The organism is Acidipropionibacterium jensenii DSM 20535 (assembly GCF_000425285.1).
GTDB lineage: Bacteria > Actinomycetota > Actinomycetes > Propionibacteriales > Propionibacteriaceae > Acidipropionibacterium > Acidipropionibacterium jensenii.
On the sequence record NZ_AUDD01000006.1, the window covers coordinates 92,317 to 109,632 of the forward strand.

The 17,316-nt window shown below is 68.8% G+C and carries 13 protein-coding genes and 1 other RNA gene; 9 read left to right on the forward strand and 5 right to left on the reverse strand.

What is annotated here, in order from left to right; all coding sequences use genetic code 11:
* Window positions 1-30 precede the first annotated feature (30 nt).
* Window positions 31-1,566 carry an aminopeptidase P family protein gene (locus tag H590_RS15030; protein ID WP_051238202.1) on the reverse strand — a complete coding sequence of 512 codons (1,536 nt, stop codon included), beginning with the start codon at window positions 1,564-1,566 and terminating at the stop codon, window positions 31-33.
* A gap of 228 nt (window positions 1,567-1,794) precedes the next feature.
* On the opposite strand from H590_RS15030, the gene gabT reads away from it, so the two are divergent.
* Complete coding sequence (gabT, locus tag H590_RS0105345; RefSeq protein WP_028702758.1) at window positions 1,795-3,126, forward strand: 4-aminobutyrate--2-oxoglutarate transaminase; 1,332 nt, start codon at window positions 1,795-1,797, stop codon at window positions 3,124-3,126.
* Window positions 3,127-3,187: 61 nt separating this feature from the next.
* Here gabT and H590_RS0105350 read toward each other — a convergent pair whose 3' ends face one another.
* Entirely contained in the window at window positions 3,188-4,060 is an 873-nt protein-coding gene (locus tag H590_RS0105350; protein ID WP_028702759.1) for a carbon-nitrogen hydrolase family protein, read from the reverse strand.
* Window positions 4,057-5,439, reverse strand: coding sequence for an APC family permease (locus tag H590_RS15035; RefSeq protein ID WP_084149289.1), 1,383 nt, complete (start codon window positions 5,437-5,439; stop codon window positions 4,057-4,059). The genes H590_RS0105350 and H590_RS15035 overlap by 4 nt, the downstream gene beginning before the upstream one ends.
* Before the next feature lie 370 nt (window positions 5,440-5,809).
* Here H590_RS15035 and H590_RS0105360 point away from each other — a divergent pair, with 370 nt between their 5' ends.
* The 3 genes from H590_RS0105360 to H590_RS0105365 all read left to right on the forward strand — a co-directional run bounded on the left by H590_RS0105360 (window position 5,810) and on the right by H590_RS0105365 (window position 8,920).
* Window positions 5,810-6,550, forward strand: coding sequence for a zinc ribbon domain-containing protein (locus H590_RS0105360; RefSeq protein WP_028702760.1), 741 nt, complete (start codon window positions 5,810-5,812; stop codon window positions 6,548-6,550).
* A 14-nt stretch (window positions 6,551-6,564) separates the two neighbouring features.
* An RNA gene (rnpB, locus tag H590_RS17215) (RNase P RNA component class A) lies at window positions 6,565-6,945 on the forward strand.
* A gap of 682 nt (window positions 6,946-7,627) precedes the next feature.
* The gene (locus H590_RS0105365) at window positions 7,628-8,920 is read left to right on the forward strand and encodes a hypothetical protein (protein WP_028702761.1); all 1,293 of its coding nucleotides are present in this window, start codon (window positions 7,628-7,630) and stop codon (window positions 8,918-8,920) included.
* Here the strand turns inward: H590_RS0105365 and H590_RS0105370 are convergent.
* On the reverse strand, window positions 8,852-9,946 hold the full coding sequence (locus H590_RS0105370; protein ID WP_028702762.1) for a magnesium and cobalt transport protein CorA: 1,095 nt from the start codon (window positions 9,944-9,946) through the stop codon (window positions 8,852-8,854). The two genes, H590_RS0105365 and H590_RS0105370, sit on opposite strands and share 69 nt — an antisense overlap.
* A gap of 166 nt (window positions 9,947-10,112) precedes the next feature.
* Here H590_RS0105370 and H590_RS17190 point away from each other — a divergent pair, with 166 nt between their 5' ends.
* The 5 genes from H590_RS17190 (at window position 10,113) to H590_RS0105395 (ending at window position 16,394) form a co-directional block, all read left to right on the forward strand.
* Entirely contained in the window at window positions 10,113-10,808 is a 696-nt protein-coding gene (locus tag H590_RS17190; protein ID WP_051238203.1) for a rhomboid family intramembrane serine protease, read from the forward strand.
* A 160-nt stretch (window positions 10,809-10,968) separates the two neighbouring features.
* Window positions 10,969-11,979: an ABC transporter permease gene (locus tag H590_RS0105380; RefSeq protein ID WP_232020980.1), complete on the forward strand. Its 1,011-nt coding sequence runs from the start codon at window positions 10,969-10,971 to the stop codon at window positions 11,977-11,979.
* Complete coding sequence (locus tag H590_RS0105385; protein WP_028702764.1) at window positions 11,976-12,962, forward strand: ABC transporter permease; 987 nt, start codon at window positions 11,976-11,978, stop codon at window positions 12,960-12,962. Before H590_RS0105380 ends, H590_RS0105385 begins: the two co-directional genes overlap by 4 nt.
* A 46-nt stretch (window positions 12,963-13,008) precedes the next feature.
* Complete coding sequence (locus H590_RS0105390; protein WP_028702765.1) at window positions 13,009-14,679, forward strand: ABC transporter substrate-binding protein; 1,671 nt, start codon at window positions 13,009-13,011, stop codon at window positions 14,677-14,679.
* The gene (locus H590_RS0105395) at window positions 14,679-16,394 is read left to right on the forward strand and encodes a dipeptide ABC transporter ATP-binding protein (RefSeq protein WP_028702766.1); all 1,716 of its coding nucleotides are present in this window, start codon (window positions 14,679-14,681) and stop codon (window positions 16,392-16,394) included. Before H590_RS0105390 ends, H590_RS0105395 begins: the two co-directional genes overlap by 1 nt.
* A gap of 23 nt (window positions 16,395-16,417) precedes the next feature.
* On the opposite strand, the gene map is transcribed toward H590_RS0105395, so the two are convergent.
* Window positions 16,418-17,158 (reverse strand): type I methionyl aminopeptidase, encoded by a 741-nt coding sequence (gene map / locus H590_RS0105400; protein ID WP_269471513.1) that lies wholly within the window; start codon window positions 17,156-17,158, stop codon window positions 16,418-16,420.
* Between the last annotated feature and the right edge of the window lie 158 nt (window positions 17,159-17,316).

Below are 17,316 nucleotides of genomic sequence, written 5' to 3' on the forward strand. Positions count from 1 at the left end.
GACCCCCTGGCAACCCCCCGGCCCTCGCCACTACTTGGTGCTGCGACCCCAGATCTCGGCCATCCAGTCCTCGACCTCGTCGATCTGGCGGGGGGTGTCCTTCGACAGCCACTCGCAGTCGCCGTCGGTGATGAGGATGTCGTCCTCGATCCGGATCCCGATACCGCGGAACTCCTCGGGCACCAGGAGATCACTCTTCTTGAAGTAGATGCCGGGCTCGTCGGAGACCGTCATGCCCACTTTCAGCGGTCCGGAGTAGTCCTTGCGGGCAGCCTCCGAGCAGTCGTGGACGTCCAAGCCGAGGTGGTGGCTGGTGCCGTGCACCATCCAGCGGCGGAACTGGCCGCCCTCGGGGGACAGCGCCTCATCGACCGACACCGGCAGGATCCCCCACTCGGCGAGGTACTCGCAGATCACCCGGATCGCCGCCTGATGGATCTCCCGGTGGTCGTGGCCGACCCGGGCCACCGCCGCTGCGGCGTCCTGAGCCTCCAGAACCGCCTGGTAGACCTTCCGCTGGGCCGGCGAGAACCGGCCTGAGACCGGCAGGGTGCGGGTGATGTCGGCGGTGTAGAGCGAGTCTACCTCGATCCCGGCGTCGATGAGGACCAGCTCCCCGGGCCTCAGGTCCCCGTCATTGCGCATCCAGTGCAGGGTGTTGGCGTTGTCGCCGGCGGCGCAGATGGAGCCGTACCCGACGTTGTTGCCGAGGTGACGGGCGTGCAGGTTGAAGGTTCCCTCCAGCCAGCGCTCTCCGCGGCCGTTCGCCACGGCCGCCGGAATCTGCTCGATCATCGCCTCGAACCCGACCTTGGACTTGCGGCAGGCCTGGCGCAGCTGTCCGATCTCCCACTGGTCCTTGCAGAACCGGGCCGCCGAGGTGGCCTCGTAGAGCTCCTGGTCGGCCTCCTCGGAACCGGTCGAGCGCAGCGAGTCCACCGTCTCGGTGATTCCCGGGTCGGCATCGCGGATCACCCTGACCTGCGGGTCGGACGCCGAGACGGCCTCCTGGAGGCGGGAGATGTCGTGGCACTCCAGGCCGGTCATCGCCGACATCTCAGCCAGCGACTCCCGCTTGCCGACCCACATCTCCCCATAGGTCGGGTCGGCGTAGAACTCACGGTCGGTGCGAGGGGCGCGCGGCTTGAAGTAGAGGACGTCGCGGCTCTCGACGGAGCCGTCGACGATGAGCACCGCATTGGGCTCCCGGTCGGTGCCCAGCCCGGTGTAGTAGGCGAAGGCGCTGTTGGGCCGGAACGGGTAGTCGCAGTCGTTGTTGCGGCGCACCAGGGTGCCCGCCGGGATCACCAGGCGCTCCCCGGGGAAGCGAGCGGCCAGGGCATCGCGGTGCGCGGTGGCCGAGGGCACCGAGTCGAGCTGCTGCTCGGGAGCGGTGTCGTAGGGGGCCCATCCGGTCGGGATGAAGTCGACGAATGCCTGGGAGAAGGGGGTCTGCCGCTTGGGCAGCTTCTGCTCCTCGGCCACCGCCAGCTGTGCGGCGGCGTCCTCCTCGGTGTGCCGGTCTCCCGTCGAAGAGCTGTTGGTCGTCGACTGGACCTCTGTCATATGTCCCCGCCTCAGGGTCGGAATGGTGAGGGCGGCCGGTCGGCCGCCGCTGCCGATTCTAGTCGCGGCGTCTCGACGAACCCCCAAGAAATGTCAGAAATGTCACAATTCAGCGCTGGCGTTTCATTGGCTGAGGTGGTGGCCCGGAAGGATGTGAGTCGTGCAATTATTCAAACAGGGGTGTCGCATCCCGACACCCATCGTTCGATGGCAGAGGAAGTTCTTTTCATGGCCGATCCGATTTATCACCTCGCCCAGGAGCGTCGGCTGGTCACCGCGCTCCCCGGTCCCCGGTCCAAGGAGCTCGCGGCTCGGCGCGATGCCGTGGTTGCCAAGGGTGTCTCGTCATCGTCCCCGTTCTACGTCGCGCAGGCCGACGGCGGCGTCCTGGTCGACGCCGACGGCAACTCGGTCATCGACCTCGGCGCCGGCATCGCCGTGACCAGCGTCGGAGCCTCGGCCCCGCACGTCGTCCACAACGTCCAGGAGGCGGTGGCCAACTTCACCCACTCGAGCTTCGCCACCACCCCCTACGAGGGCTATGTGGCGGTCTGCGAGCAGCTGGCCGAGCTCACCCCCGGAACCTTCGCCAAGAAGACGGTGCTGGTGAACTCGGGTGCCGAGGCCGTTGAGAACGCCATCAAGATCGCCCGTCACGCGACCGGCAGGGCCGCCGTCGCGGTCGCCGAGAACGCCTTCCACGGCCGGACCAACCTCACCATGGCACTCACCACCAAGGCGATGCCCTACAAGGTGGGATTCGGGCCCTTCGCCCCGGAGATCTACCACTTCCCGAGCAGCAACCCGTTCCGCGAGCCCGAGCCGATCACCGGTGAGCAGGCCGCCCAGCGCGCCATCGACTACCTCGAGACGACGGTCGGCGCCGATCATCTCGCCTGTCTGCTGCAGGAGCCGATTCAGGGCGAGGGCGGATTCATCGTCCCGGCGGAGGGCTACCTGCCGACCCTGCAGGCATGGTGCCACGAGCACGGGATCGTCTTCATCCTCGACGAGATCCAGTGCGGCTTCTGCCGTTCCGGTAAGTGGTTCGCCTGCGAGTACGAGGGCGTGGAGCCCGACCTCATCACCACCGCCAAGGCGCTCGGCGGTGGGCTCCCGCTGGCGGCCGTGACGGGCCGGGCCGAGATCATGGACAGCGCTCAGGCCGGCGGCCTCGGCGGCACCTATGGCGGCAACCCGATCTCGTGCGCTGCCAGCCTCGGTGCCATCGAGACCATGAAGGAGTGGGACCTGCCCGCTCGCGCTCGCGCCATCGAGTCCGCGATCCGCAGCAAGGTCGGTCCGCTGGTCGGATCGGGTTCGGTCGGGGACGTGCGCGGGCGCGGGGCCATGATGGCCGTCGAGTTCGTCAAGCCCGGCACCAAGGAGCCCGATGCGGCCCGCGCCGGTCAGGTGGCCTCTGAGCTGCTCCACGAGGGGGTCATCGTCCTCACCTGCGGGATCTACGGCAACTGCGTGCGGTTCCTGCCCTCTCTCACCATTCCGGCAGATCTGCTCGACGAGGCGCTCGACCTGTTCGTGGCCGCAGCCTCCCGCTGACCGGTCCCGACACACCGGCGGCAACCCGCCGGAGCCACTCCATCGGCCCGGCGTCCAGGAATCAGATTCGGTTCCAGGACGCCGGGTCGATCGTCCCCCGGTAGGCCGGCAGGTCCACCGGGGAGTCGCCCGGGCGGAAGAAGTCCCACGGCCGGGTCACCCCGGCGGTGCCCTCGCGGCGGGTGCGGTGCACCCGGTCCGAGGAGAGCACCGCCTCGAAGGATCCGGGCCGGTCGTCGTTGATCCCGCTGATCCGCTCCCCCTGGGGTCCGAACAGCGCCGAGACGCCGACCCCGACCGGTCCGGCGACATTGACGGTGAGGAAGTTGACCTGCTGGGTGATCGCGTTGGCCCGGGCGATCACCATCTCCTGAGGCCGGTCGGGGGTCGTCGTCTTCACCGGGTTGATGATCGTCTCGGCGCCCAACCAGGCCAGATTCCGCGAGATCTCGGGGAACCACGAGTCGAAGCAGATGCACAGCCCGAGGCGGCCGACCCCCTCGATGTCGAAGACGCACAACCGATCCCCCGGGGTGTACGGCTCGGTGGGCCGCCAGGGGAAGATCTTGCGGTAGCTGGCGGTGAGATCGCCATCGGGGGAGAGTACGACCGAGGTGTTGAACAGGGCGCCCTCGGGGCCCCGTTCGCAGACGCTGCCCGGAATGAGCCAGATGCCGAGACGCCGCGAGATGGCGGCCAGACCGGCGATGAGGGGGCCGTCCAGAGGCTGGGCCGCAGCGCGCAGCCGGGCCTCCCGGGCCCGATCGGGGACCCCGTCGGCGAACAGGTGGAGTTCGGGCCACACCAGCATCCCGGTTCCCGGATGCCGGTCCAGGAGGTCGCGGCAGGACCGTTCAAAAACGTCCAGAGGAGTCCCGATAGGAACGGGAACCCCCTGGACGCCCAGAGCCGTCAGCTCGTGGCGCTGCGTCACGCAGCGTCGCCCATCTCGGGCGGGGGACGGTGGAACCCGCGGGTCAGCCAGGTGAGCACGCCGATTCCGATCACGAGCCAGGAGCCTCCCACCACGAGGGCAGGGGTGTCGAGCTGGGTGAGCAGGTAGAACACGACGAGCACGCCGAGGGCGGGCAGCACATAGCCGACCAGGCGTCCGGGGCCATGGGCCTCGGAGGCGTGCTTGCGCGACAGCGCGATGGCCGCGACGTTGACCATCCCGAAGGCGATGAAGGCCCCGAAGTTGATGAACGAGGTGGAGGTGCTGACGTCGAGCAGGCAGCCGATGAGGCCGACCACCGCGACCACCAGGATGGCGTTGCGCGGGGTGCCGGTTCGCTTGGAGACCACGCCGAAGAACCGCTTGGGCAGGACGCCGTCGCGACCCATCGCGAACATCAGGCGGGAGGCGGAGGCCTGGGCGGCGATCCCGGAGGCGAACTGTCCGACGATGAGGCCGGTCAGGAAGACCGCCGACAGGAACGCGCCGCCGATGCTCTTGGCGATCTCGAAGGCGGCCGAGTCGATGTCGACGACCGCCACCAGGGGATGGACGAGCTCGGTGAAGTAAATCGACACGACGAAGATTCCGCCGCCCACCAGGGCCGTCAGCATGATGGCCTTGGGGATCGTGCGCCGGGCATCGACCGTCTCCTCGGTGAGCGTGGTGACCGCGTCGAACCCGAGGAAGGAGTAGGCGGCGGTGGCGGCGCCCGCCGACAGCGCGAGAACGTTGAACGGGGTCCCCGTGAAGGGGGTCAGGCTGATCAGGCTGCGTCCGTGGTGGAGGACCGCGTAGACCGCGAACACGGTGAACAGCGCGATCACCAGGATCTCGATCGCCAGCAGCACCAGGTTGGCCTTGTCGGCCACCTTGATGCCGAGGATGTTCAGGGTGGTGGTGGAGACGATGAAGATGAGGATCCAGGTCCAGTCGGGCACCGCCGGGAAGGCCGCGTTGAGGTAGGAGGCGCCGATCAGCCAGATCACCATCGGGATGAAGACGTAGTCGAGCAGGGATCCCCAGCCCACAAGGAAGCCCAGATGGTTGCTGACCATCCGACGGACGTAGGTGTAGGCCGATCCGGCCATCGGGATCTCCCGGGACAGTCGGCCGTAGCTCGCCGCGGTGAGCAGCATCGCGACCAGGGCGATGAGGTAAGACCCGGCGGTGCCGCCGTGGGACTTGTCGGAGATGACCCCGAAGGTGCCCAGCACGATGATCGGCGCCAGGTAGGCCAGCCCGAAGGCCAGCACCGAGTGGAGGCGCAGCTGCGGGCGAAGGTCATGGGAGGAGTCGGCCTGACCGGTCGGGCCGGTACCGCCGACGACCGATCGGGTGGTGGGTGTCGCTGACATGGGGATGTCCTTCCCTCAGCTCCGTCCCGAAGGGTTCCGAAACGGTGATGGGGTCGCGTTCTGGTGCCGGCCCGTTGCCAGGAGAATAATTGTTCTGACTGGCGATTCTGTTTCTGTCCACCGCTGTGATTCAGCTGTAACAATGCCCAGGGGCGGTGCCCGCGGCTTTTCGGGCGGTGCATTCCGCCGGGCCGACGACCGATATTTCCCCGCCGTGGTGCGTGGGTCATCCCCGGTGCGAGACGGGGGGTCGGGGGTCGGGGGAGACCGGTGGCGCCATCGGGACAGGGGCCGAGCGACTAGGCTGAGCCGGACCCGTTCGTGGACGGTGGAGCCGCCACCGCCCGTTCAGTAGGAGGCACAGAATCCTGTGAAAGCCACACCGCAGGAGCAGTGGCGACTGCTCGACGTCGCCGAGACCGATCGTCTCCTGGCCCAGGCCGCACACCGCCGCAAGACTCTTCCCGAGCTGGCCGAACTGTCCCAGCTCGCGGTCCAGCGACGCGATCTCGCCGAGGAGGTCGTCCGACTGGCCACCGAGGTCTCCGATGCCCAGGAGGAGGAGGCCCAGGTTGAGCACGACCTGCAACCTGCCCGGGCCCGTCTTGAGCGCAACCAGAAGACCGTCGACGACGGCCTGTTGTCAGACCACAAGGCCCTGGTCGGTCTCACCGATGAGATCGAGCACCTCAAACGCCGGATCTCGGACCTGGAGGACACTGAGCTGGAGGCCATGCAGCGTCTCGAGGACGCCCAGAAGGTCCACGAGGAGGCCGATCGGCGCAGGCTGACCCTCGACGACCACATCCGCGGGGTGCTGAAGTCCCGCGATGACCAGTTCGCAGAGATCGACCGCCAGCTCAAGCAGCTCACCGAGCAGCGTCGTGCCCAGGCGGCCGGGATTCCCGCCGACCTGCTCAAGCTCTACGAGACCCTGCGCACCCGGACCGGTCAGGGTGCCGGCCGACTCCACCGCGGGGTGTGCGAGTCCTGCGGGATCACGATCAATGCCGCCGATCTGCGACGGTTCGCGTCGGCCGGCGAGGACGAGGTACTGCGCTGCGAGGAGTGCGACCGGATTCTGGTGCGGACGGCCGACTCCGGGTTGTAGAGTTGGCCGCTGGACGAGCCACCCGGGTGATCGCGGCAGCCATTGCTGTCGAGGAAAGTCCGGGCTCCAGAGGGCATGGTGGTGGGTAACACCCACCCGGGGCGACCCGCGGGACAGTGCCACAGAGAACAGACCGCCGGTCCTCGGACCGGTAAGGGTGAAACGGCGGTGCAAGAGACCACCGCGTCATCGGTGACGGTGACGGCAGGGCAAACCCCACCTGGAGCAAGGCCAAGAAGACCGAGAGGTCGCGGACGCGTTCGAGGGCTGCCCGCCCGAGCGTCCGGGTAGGCTGCGCAGCCATTCGGCTGGAGGGTGTCGGCAACGGCACTCACAGATGGATGATCACCGCTCCTTCGGGAGTACAGAACCCGGCTTACAGGGTGGCTCGTCCCCACAATGCGTCTCTGGCCACGGGTGATGGTGGAACGCTGAGGCTTCTGGTCGCTCTCTGGTCGCCGCGTCACTCCCGTGACATCTGTTGAGGTCGTGTGATGTCGTGGGAGATCCGGGCCGGGGTGAACATTTCACTCGCGGAACGGCGTTCTGGGCGCTGGTGAGCGCGGAGGAGTCCCTTTGGTGAGTGAAAGTTTCACCGCTGGGCGTCTCGGAGGTCTTCTCGAGGACCTCGCGAGGATCGAGGTGGGGGAGAAGACTCCAACTGAGCCCCGTGTCTGGGGCGGTGTCGGGTGGCAAGCGCCAGGGGAGGTGTCCCACGTCTCCATTCGGCTGGACCTGCTGGAAGAGCCTTGGGCATCGGGCTGGGGTGAGCATTTCACTCGCGGAACGGCGTTCCGGGCGTTGGTGAGTGCGGAGAGGCTCCTTGGGCGAGTGAAAGCCCCACCGCTGGGCGTCCCAGAGGTCTTCTCGAGGACCTCGAGAGGGTTGAGGTGGGTGACTCCAATGGGCCCCGACCGCGGCTCTGGGGCCAGGGTCAGAAGAGGGCGGCGCGAGCAGGCGCGATGACATCGAAGCCCGGGTATTGACGGGGGCTGGCGATACCCTGAGCCGGCGAAGGATCCCGAGGCCAGCGATGGGCCGACGACAAGGCCGTGAGACCCAGTGGGAGGAGTGGCGATGCTCTACATGGTGTTCTTGGCGGTCTGCATCGTCGTCTGCATCTGGTGGGGTGGCCCTGGTATCAGGCGTCGCTCCCGGTTGGACTGGACCCAGGTCCCGGGCGTCACCCGACGCCGCGGAGGCGTCGTTGTGCCGATCGGCGGGTTGTCCTGGGCGCCGATACCCTCCGAGTTGGCCGACACTCGACGGTTCGAGCTGGTCGGATCCAGCACCAGATCCTTCGGCGGCTCGCCGGTGGTGGTGCTCGCCAGGGGCCAGCGGATCGGCGTCCTCGAGGGTGCTGCAGCGCGGAAGATCAATGCCGAGCTGAGGAGGCGCAGGCTCGCGCGGCTGCTGGTGGAGGGCGAGCTCACCGGACGCCACGAGGGTCGGGTGGTGCTGCCCTACGACTTCTCTCCGGCCACCCCGGAACTGCCCGCCGGCCCGGCGCGCGCCTTCCCGGTGCCGGTCCCGGTCGAGGCCTGGGGGTCGGCCACCACGACAGTGGACGCCGTCCGCTGCGACTTCTTCCTCACCGAGCTGAGCGCTCTCTATCCCGACGGCCGACCTCCCTCGGGGACCTCGGGACGGACCCTCAGCGGGCTCGATGCCGAGATCTTCCCGACTGGTCAGGGCCGGATCGGAGTCTTCATCGATGACCGGCAGATCGGCTGGCTGGCCGCCGCACACGAGATCAGCCACCGGCAGGTGCTCGAGGACCTGGCTGCCGGCGGGCACTCACTGCGGGTGAAGGTCTCGGTACGGGTGGGGACCGGGGATCGCCCCAGTGTGCGGGTGCGCATCTGGCTGCCGGAGGTCGATCAGATTCTCCCCCCAGGCGCGCAGATCGAGGACCCGCACGTGCTGCTGCCTCCGGGTTCGACGGTTCAGGTGACCGGTGAGGAGGAACATCTGGACGAGCTGGTGGCGATGCTGGGTGACGAGCACGAGGTGATCAAGGTCGCCGAGCTGTACCTGTTCACCAGACAGACGGCGCGCACTCTCAAGCAGATCGTCGGGGTGCGTATCGATGGCCGTCCGGTGGGGGAACTGACATCCGCCAGTGGCGCTCATTTCGAGGCGGTGCTGAGAGCCTGTTCCGAGCGGGGCCTGAGGGCACTGTGCCGGGCGACGATCTCCGGCAACCAGCTCAAGGCCGATGTCACCCTCAATGTCACCAAGGGCGGCTCCCTCACCTCGCAGTGGATCAGCCGCCACATCCTCGCCCGGCCCGGCGTGGACTCACATCCAGTGCTTGCGCTTGAAGATCACCCACAGCAGGACTCCGGCGGTGAGCATCAGCGCCAGTGAGAACGGGTATCCCAGCGCCCAGTGCAACTCGGGCATGACGTCGAAGTTCATCCCGTAGATCGCGCCGATCACCGTGGGCGCCAGTCCGATGGCCGCCCAGCCGGAGATCTTCTTCATGTCCTCGTTCTGCTGCTGGGTCACCAGGATCGAGTTGACGTCGAGGATCTGACCCATCCCGGAACGCAGGTCCTCCACCCTGGTGTTGACCCGAGACAGGTGGTCGGAGACGTCCTGCAGGTAGGCCCTCAACGAGTCGAGGGTGCGGTACTTGGCGAAGCCGGCGCGCAGATCCTGGATCACCTCGGCCAGGGGGACGCAGGACTGCTGGAGATCGATGATCTCGCGGCTGAGCCGGTAGATCCGCTCGGTGACCTTCGGGTCCCCGGCGAAGACCTGCCTCTCGATCTGCTCCCGGTCGACGCCGAGCTCGCGCAGCACCTGCAGATACCCGTCGACCACCAGGTCCAGGAAGGAGTAGAGGACGGCGTCGGCCCCGAGCTTCGTCAGCTCGACATTCTGGGAGAGGCGCTCGGCCCTGTCGGTGGCGGGGTTGTGGCCGTCCTGCCGCAGGATCGCCACCACATTGTGGTGGGTGACCAGGTGGTACTCGGTGACCTGGACGTCCTCGATCTCATCGACATAGGTCGCCATTCGCGCCACCACGAAGAGCACCTCCGGGTAGCGCTCCATCTTGGGACGCTGGCCCGCCTTGAGGAGGTCTTCCACCAGCACCGGGTGGAGGTGCCATGCTCTGGCGAGGTGTCGGATCTGCTGGGGGCTGGGGCAGTCGTAGTCCAGCACGACCAGACGCTCGGGGTCGCCATTGGCGTAGGCCAGGGCGTCCTCGACCACCCCGCCGGAGGCGTCCGGTCCGGCCGTTGCGGTTCCGTGCACCTCGCCGTGCCGCAGACGTACCACCTTCACCGTGGAGGCCTCGGGCTCCTCGGCGGTAGCCGGCTTGTCGTGGCGGCCGATGAGGTCGATGAGCCGGTGGGAGCGGTCGCGGTTCTGGACTGGACTCCTCATGTGCGGCTCCTCTGCCTGACGACGCCCCGGCGGATGTGGTGCCGGACGGCACGTCACTCTACGGCCACTCCTCGCCGGGGGTCGAGTCGAGGAGGGGCTCGGGTCGGCATGCCCGGACGAACCGGCACACCCGGAAGCGTCGCCATGCCCGGGTAGCATCGCGCCAATGATGGGTTCGCTGGTCGCCGTCTCCTCGTGGGTTCTGGTCGTGGCGGTTCTGCTGGCCGCCAGCACCGCCGCGAGGCGTCCCGGCGGCCCGTGGCAGCGGCCCCGGGCCTCCACCGCCGCGCTGTGGCTGGTGGTTGTGGTGCCCTCCCTGATCCAGTTGGTCGTCCCGGCCCTGCTGCCCGCCCTGGAACGGGACTGGGCGCGCATCGGCTCGGGGCAGCTGTGGCGGTTGGTCACCTCCGTCGTCGTGCAAGACGGTGGCCCCCTCGGACTGGTGTTCAATCTGTTCTGCCTGACCCTGGTCCTCGTCCCGGCCCAGCGGTACTGGTCGGCCGGGCGGGTCTGGATCACCTTCTGGTCGGGGGCGGTCCTCTCCAACCTCGCCGTCGGTCCCGTCCTGGAACCGGTCGGCGGGGGCAACTCGATGGCGGTGTTCGCTCTCGGCTCGGCTCTCGTCTCGAACCTGCTGCTCTCCCGGCCGGACCGCCGTGCCCTCCTCTGGGCGGGCGTCGCGATCGCCTGCATGGCGCTCATGGCGGCCGGACGCGACTATCACGCCGTCTCCTGTGCGATCGGGCTGGCGGCCGGGCTGGTGCCTCCTCACGGTCCGCGCCCCCAGAACCCGGACCCACAGGGCCCTCACCAGGGCTCTCGCCGGGGCTCCCAGGGCAGTCGCGAAGGTCTCGAGGATTGAGCTCGCGTCTCAAGCGGTGATAATGTCACAACAACTCCGGACCGCACCTGCGGGCCGTCGGGAGATCCGGGAAGAGGACGATGCACGAGCGAATGTGTTGTTGTTGTCGCTGAGACAGCACCACTGCACCATTCGTCGATTCCGCCTCTGAGGTAACTCTGTGACCACCCCCGAACCGGGAGCCCTGTCTGACGTGGACAACGCCGACAGACACCATCCCGACACCCCCTCCGCGCCGTCCCACGACGGGACTCCCGATCCGTCCCCCGACGGGCGCCCGGTGTCCACCCACCACGTGTGGCGACGTCTCCGCCGCGACCGCTGGGCGGTGACCGGCGGGGTGGTGGTCGTCCTCACCACCCTGGTGGCGGTGTTCGCGCGGCTGATCACCCGACTCAGCGGGCGAGACCCCTACAGCTACAACCTGTCCGCCCTCGACGGATCCGGGCTGCCGCTCGGGCCGTTCGGAGGGATCAGCGCGGCCCATCCGTTCGGGGTGGAGCCGCAGACCGGCCGCGACCTGTTCGCCATCGTCGTCGAGGGCACCCGTACCTCCTTCTTCATCGGACTGGGCGCCACCATCCTGTCGATGGTCATCGCCATCGTCGTCGGCGTCACCGCGGGCTACTTCGGCGGCTGGTGGGACGCCCTGGCCTCCAGGACCACCGACGTCGTGCTGGGATTCCCGCAGCTGGTGTTCATGATCGCGATCTCCGCGGTCGTCCCGGCCAGTGCGCCACGGGTCCCGATGATGATCCTCATCATCGGCGTCCTGGGCTGGCCCTCCACCGCCCGGGTGCTGCGCAGCCGCGCCATGTCGCTGCGGGGACGCACCTTCGTCCAGGCCTCCAGGGCGATGGGGGCCGGCGAGTTCCACGTCCTGGCCACCCAGCTGCTGCCGAACCTGGTGGCCACCATCATCGTCTTCACCACCATCTCCATCCCGGGCAAGATCGGCGCCGAGGCCGCCCTGTCCTTCCTCGGGGTGGGGGTGACGCCGCCGACCCCCTCATGGGGACGGACCATCGGCTCGGCGGTGACCTGGGTGAGCACCGATCCCTGGTACCTGCTGTTCCCCGGTGCCGCCCTGTTCCTCGTCACCCTCGCCTTCAACCTGTTCGGCGACGGGCTGCGCGACGCCATCGACCCCAGGACCGGTGAGGCCCGATGAACCGCCTGCGATTCCTGGCCTCCCGGCTGCTCCAGACCCTGCTGGTCCTGGTGCTCATCACCTTCATCACCTTCGCGATCTTCCAGCTGTTCCCCGCCGACCCGGCGCAGCTGGCCTGCGGCAAACCCTGCACCCCCGAGAGCCTGGCCCGGGCCCGGGCCTACATGGGATTCGACAAGAGCTGGTACCTGCAGTTCTGGGACTACCTGTCCGGCATCATCACCGGCACCAGCTACGGCTCCGGCGCCGATCTCGTCCGGTGCTCGGCTCCCTGCCTGGGCTACTCCTTCCGGCTGTCGGCCCCGGTCACCGAACTCATCGCCTCCCGGTTCCCGATCACCTTCTCCATCGCCGTCGGCGCCGCCGTGCTGTGGATGGTGATCGGCGTCGTCGCCGGCATCGCCTCGGCGCTGCGCCGCGGCACCACCCTGGACCGGGTGATCATGACCGGCACCGTGCTCGGCGTCTCGGCGCCCTCCTACCTGGTGGGGCTGCTGGGGATCCTGCTGCTCGGGTTCACCGCCGACATCGTCCCCGTCTCGGGATATGTGCCGCTCTCCCAGAGCCCGGTCGACTGGGCCTGGCACCTGGCCCTCCCGTGGACCGTGCTGGCCCTCATCTCGGCGGCGGTCTACGCCCGGATGGTGCGCGGCGAGATGCTGGAGAACCTCGGCGAGGACTACGTGCGCACCGCCCGGGCGGCGGGTCTCCCGGAGCGCCGGGTGATCGGCAACCACGTCCTGCGCAACATCTCGGTACCTGTCCTCACCTACTTCGCACTGGACTTCGGCGGCCTTCTAGGCGGCGCGGTCATCACCGAGAAGGTGTTCTCCATCCAGGGCCTGGGCGCCCTGTTCATGGACGCCGTCGGCGCCACCGACATCCAGCTCGTGATGGGCATCACCCTGGTCGCCGCGGCCGCCGTCATCCTGATGAACTTGGTCGCCGACGTGCTCGCGGCGGCGATCGACCCACGGGTCTGAGACCTCTCTCCTCCCGACACCCTTCCGACACCACAAGGACAGTCACATGGTCAATCCCATCCACCCCTCCAAGGCCCTCTCCCGGCGCGGCTTCCTGGCCGGCACCGGGGCGACCGCACTCACGCTGGCCCTGGCCGCCTGCGGGGCCAACGAACGATCGGCCTCCGGAACCGGTTCGGCCACCCCCACCAAGGGCGGGACGCTGACCATCCTGCAGTCGGCGACCGACATCAACTGGGACCCGGCTAAGAGCCAGTCGATGGCCGTCACCTCGCTGGCCCTGGTGCACCGGCGACTCACCACCTGGCGGATCGTCAACGGCCAGGAGGCCGCCGTGGTGCCCGACCTCGCCACCGACACCGGCAAGGTCTCGGCCGACGGCCTCACCTGGACCTATGTCCTCAAGGACGGGCTGGTGGCCGAGGACGGCTCGGCGATCACATCCGCCCAGATCAAGCACGGCATCGAACGAACCTTCGCCGACTCGCTGTCGGGAGGTCTCGGCTACCACAAGGCGCTGCTCGCCGGGACGAAGGGGTACACCGGCCCCTACCAGGGCAAGCACCTGGCATCGGTGGAGACCCCCGACGCGAGGACCATCGTCTTCCACCTCACCAAGCCCTACGGCGACTGGCCCTGGATCGCCTCCACCCCGGCCTTCTCCCCGGTGCCCGCCGGGGACAACCCTGCCACCTACACCCGCAAGCCGGTCGCCTCGGGCCCCTACCGGGTCGCCGAGTACAAGCAGGGGGTCTCCGCCACCCTCAAGCGCAATCCGAGGTGGAGCGCCTCCACCGACACGATCCGCACCGCCCTTCCCGACACCATCGTCGTCTCGATGGGCCAGGACGAGTCGGTCGCCTCCCAGCGGCTGATCGCCGACTCGGGAGCCGACCGCAACGCATTCGGCGCCGACCGGGTCGCGGCCGCCCAGCTCGCCCAGGTGACCGGCAATCCGTCGGCCAGGTCGAGGCTGGCCACCGCCAGCGCCGGGCCCCTGCTCTACCTGGCCATCAACGTCGAACGGGTCACTGACGTCGATGTCCGTCGGGCGATCTCCCACGCCGTTGACAAGAAGGCCGTGCAGGCCGCTCTGGGAGGCAGCCTCGGCGCCGCCGTGGCCAGCACCTACATCACCCCCGGCGTCCCCGGACGTCAGGAGTACGACCTCTACCCGACCTCCACCAGCAAGGCCGAGCAGCTGCTGAAGGGCAGGAAGGTCGGCAAGCTCGTGCTGCTGACCGCCAACGACGACGCCTCGGTGGCGATCGCCCAGGCCGTCCAGCAGTCCCTGCAGAAGGTCGGCCTGACGGTGAGCATCAGCCCGGTGGAGGACGACACCTGGACCGAGCGCGCCACCCAGGGCAACGGGTCGGCCTACGACCTGGCGATCAGCGCCTGGAATCCCGACTACCCGTCGGCCAATGCCAACCTCCAGCCTCTCTTCGCATCCAGTGAGATCGGTTCGGGCGGCTACAACGTCTCCCGTTACCGCAACCCCGAGGTGGACAAGTTGCTGGCCTCGGCCGCGGCCCTGTCGGTGAGCGAGGCCAAGTCCCAGTGGGCGGCGATCGACAAGCGGATCGCCCAGGACGCGCCGGTGGTGCCGCTGGTCTACCGTCGCAACTCCTTCCTGCACGGGTCCGGGGTGTCGAACTTCTTCGTCAACCCCTTCCCCTCCTACCCGAACTACCTCACCCTGGGAGTGACGGCCTGATGGTCGCGGGGCAGCAGGCCGGGGCGTCGGGAGAGTCCGACTCCGACCAGCCGGTGCTGAGGCTGCGCGACCTGTCGGTGCACTTCGGCGGCTCGGCGGTGGCGGCCTCCGAGGGGATCGACTTGGATCTGACCCCCGGCCGGGTGCTGGCCCTGGTCGGGGAGTCGGGTTCGGGGAAGTCGGTCACCGCGCTCGGCAGCCTCGGCCTGCTGCCCACCACCGCCCGGGTGAGCGGCTCGGCGCTGCTCAGCAGACCCGGTGACAAGGGAGGTGGCACCTCGGAGGTGGAACTCGTGGGGGCCGCCCGCCCCGTTCTCGACGACGCCCGGGGCCGCCTGGTGGGCACCATCTTCCAGGAACCGGCCAGCGCCCTGGACCCGCTGCTCACCATCAGGGCGCAGATCAGCGAGGCCATCAGGGCCCACGGCGACCGCCACGGGATCTCGCGCTCCCGGCTGAGGGAGCGGGTCGGGGAGCTGTTGACCCGGGTCGGGCTGCCGGAGGTCGAGCGGATCGCCGCCTCCTACCCCCATCAACTGTCCGGCGGGCAGCAGCAGCGGGCCTGCATCGCCCTGGCACTGGCCTGCGATCCGCCGGTGATCGTCGCCGATGAGCCGACCACCGCCCTGGACGTCACCGTCCAGGCCGGCATCCTCGATCTGCTGCGGGCCCTCACCCGCGACGGGATGGCCGTCCTGCTCATCACCCATGACATGGGAGTGGTGGCCGACATCGCCGATGAGGTGGCCGTGATGAGGCGCGGGCACATCGTCGAGCGCGGTGGGGTCGACGAGATCTTCAGCCGACCGAGCCACCCCTACACCCGGGAGCTGCTGGGGGCCGTGCCCCGGCTCGACGCGCTGCGCGAGGCCCCCGCGAGGAGGGAGTCGGAGCAGACCGGCCGCCAGGCTTCGGCGGTCGTGGAGGTCACCGACCTCGACGTGGTCTACCGGGCCCGGGGGCGCCGGCCCGTCCACGCGGTGCGCGGTGTCTCGCTGACCATCGCCCCCGGTGAGGTGCTGGGCCTGGTGGGGGAGTCCGGCTCGGGGAAGTCCACCATCGCGGGCACCCTGACCGGGATGGTTCCGGTGACCTCGGGATCGGTACGGGTCGACGGTGTCGAGGTGGCCGGGGCCTCCCGCCGGGCTCTGCTGCCGGTGCGCCGCCAGACCGGGGTGGTGTACCAGAACCCCGCCTCGGCGCTGAACCCCCGCCGCACCGTGGGGGCCTCCATCGCCGAGCCGCTGATGCTCCATGCCGAGATGGAGTCCGCCCAGCGGCGGGCCAGGGTCCGCGAGCTGCTCGAGCAGGTCCGGCTCCCGGTCTCGATGGCCGAGCGCTATCCCCACGAGATGAGCGGCGGACAGCGCCAGCGGGTGGCGATCGCCCGAGCCTTGGCCCTGCGGCCGCGCCTGGTCATCGCCGACGAGCCGACCAGCGCGCTGGATGTCTCGGTGCAGGCGGTGGTGCTCGACCTGCTCGCCTCCCTGCAGTCCGAGTTGGAGTTCGCCTGCCTGTTCGTTTCTCATGACCTGGCGGTGGTGGAGCAGGTCGCCGCCCGCACAGTGGTTCTCAGCCAGGGCAGGGTCGTCGAGGAGGGGCCGACCGACCAGGTGCTGGCGCATCCTCGCGAGGACTACACCAGACGGCTCGTGGCCGCGGTCCCGGTGCCCGATCCCCGGGTGCAGAGATCCAGGCGGGCGGCGGGGGTCTGAGCCCGGGCGGTCCCCGCGAGTACTCAGTCCAGGGTGGTGAGGATCTCGGCGCCGTCGGCGCGGATCACCATGGTCTGCTCGAACTGGGCGCACCGGGAGCCGTCATTGGTGATGACCGTCCAGCCGTCGTCCCACTGGTGGGAGTGGTAGTCGCCCAGGGTGAGCATCGGCTCGATCGTCAGCGTCATACCCTCCTCCAGGGTGACGTCGTAGCGGGGCTCGTCGTAGTGGAAGACGATCAGACCGGAGTGGAAGGCGGTGTGGACGCCGTGGCCGGTGTAGTCGTGGACCACGCCGTAGCCGAACCGCTTGGCGTAGTTCTCGATGATCCGCCCGATGATGGAGATCGAGCGGCCGGGCCGGACCGCCTTGATGGCCCGGTTCATCGACTCCTGGGTGTGCGTCACCAGGTCGCGGGAGGCCTGGTCGACATCACCGCACAGGAAGGTGTAGCAGTTGTCGCCGTGGACGCCGTTCTTGTAGGCGGTGACGTCGATCTTGACGATGTCACCGTCCTCCAGCGGGCGGGCATCGGGGATGCCGTGGCAGATCACCTCGTTGACCGAGGTGCAGATCGACTTGGGGTAGTTGCGGTAGTCCAGGCTCGACGGGTAGGCGCCGTGGTCACACATGTACTCGTGGGCGATCCTGTCCAGGGCGTCGGTGGTGACGCCGGGGGCCACTGCCTTGCCCGCCTCGTGCATCGCACCGCAGGCGATCCGGCCGGCCTCCTTCATGGCCTCGATCACCTCGGGGGTCTGCACATGGGAGCCCTGGTAGTCCTCATCGACATCGCCCAGGCCGACATAGGGGGGCCGAGGGATGGATGCGGGGACGTCGAGACGGGGACTCACGGGGTAGGGCTTGATGGCAGTCACGTCTGCCTAGTGTACGAGGCCGTCGATCGGGACGTGTACTACTC

Coding starts and splice junctions, on each gene's coding strand:
- H590_RS15030 (WP_051238202.1), bottom strand. CDS start 1,566: ATGACAGAGGTCCAGTCGACGACCAACAGCTCTTCGACGGGAGACCGG.
- gabT (WP_028702758.1), top strand. CDS start 1,795: ATGGCCGATCCGATTTATCACCTCGCCCAGGAGCGTCGGCTGGTCACC.
- H590_RS15035 (WP_084149289.1), bottom strand. CDS start 5,439: ATGTCAGCGACACCCACCACCCGATCGGTCGTCGGCGGTACCGGCCCG.
- H590_RS0105365 (WP_028702761.1), top strand. CDS start 7,628: ATGCTCTACATGGTGTTCTTGGCGGTCTGCATCGTCGTCTGCATCTGG.
- H590_RS0105370 (WP_028702762.1), bottom strand. CDS start 9,946: ATGAGGAGTCCAGTCCAGAACCGCGACCGCTCCCACCGGCTCATCGAC.
- H590_RS17190 (WP_051238203.1), top strand. CDS start 10,113: ATGATGGGTTCGCTGGTCGCCGTCTCCTCGTGGGTTCTGGTCGTGGCG.
- H590_RS0105385 (WP_028702764.1), top strand. CDS start 11,976: ATGAACCGCCTGCGATTCCTGGCCTCCCGGCTGCTCCAGACCCTGCTG.
- H590_RS0105390 (WP_028702765.1), top strand. CDS start 13,009: ATGGTCAATCCCATCCACCCCTCCAAGGCCCTCTCCCGGCGCGGCTTC.
- H590_RS0105395 (WP_028702766.1), top strand. CDS start 14,679: ATGGTCGCGGGGCAGCAGGCCGGGGCGTCGGGAGAGTCCGACTCCGAC.